Source organism: Polaromonas sp. P4_H1 (assembly GCF_056400945.1).
Genome location: NZ_JBFUKG010000077.1, coordinates 1 through 638 on the forward strand (window position 1 = coordinate 1; position 638 = coordinate 638).

At 63.0% G+C, this 638-nt stretch carries 2 protein-coding genes; both read left to right on the forward strand.

Annotated elements, in window-relative coordinates; all coding sequences use genetic code 11:
- On the forward strand, positions 1-394 hold a 394-nt coding region (locus AC1DS5_RS25165; RefSeq protein ID WP_477720972.1), incomplete at its 5' end, for a glycoside hydrolase family 3 N-terminal domain-containing protein.
- On the forward strand, positions 391-638 hold a 248-nt coding region (locus tag AC1DS5_RS25170), incomplete at its 3' end, for a segregation/condensation protein A (RefSeq protein ID WP_477720973.1). The genes AC1DS5_RS25165 and AC1DS5_RS25170, both read left to right, overlap by 4 nt.

A 638-nucleotide genomic window follows, 5' to 3' on the forward strand; every position in this document is an offset into this window, starting at 1 on the left:
GCCGATGGCGATGACTGCACATGTTGTGTTTAGCGCTCTGGACGCCACCCAACCGGCCACGACTTCTGCGACAATCATCGAGCAGGTGATTCGCGGCAGTATCGGGTTCCAAGGTTTGTTGATGAGTGATGACGTGTCCATGAATGCTCTGGCGGGATCGATCGCGGAACGCACGCGGGCGATCGTCAGCGCCGGGTGCGACATGGTCCTGCATTGCAACGGCAAGCTGGACGAGATGCGCGACGTCGTCAGCGAGACCCCGGTTCTGGCTGGGAAGGCGCTTGAGCGCGCCAAGGCGGCTCTTGCTGCTCGCCGTCAGCCGCAGCCGTTCGACCGTACCGCCGGCCGCGCGGAACTGGACGCCTTGATCGCTCGAGCAGGAGCAAGTGCATGAGCGCTGAGATTTTGTCGTTTGAAACCGGACTGCCGGCCGAGGTCGTTCCCGACGACGAGCCGGCGCTGGTCGTCGACGTCGAAGGTTACGAAGGCCCGCTCGACCTGCTGCTCGCGCTCGCACGTCAGCAGAAGGTCGACCTGCACAAGATTTCGATCCTCGCGCTGGCCGACCAGTACCTGCTGTTCATCGAAGCCGCGCGGAAGATCCGTCTGGAACTCGCTGCCGACTATCTGGTGATGGC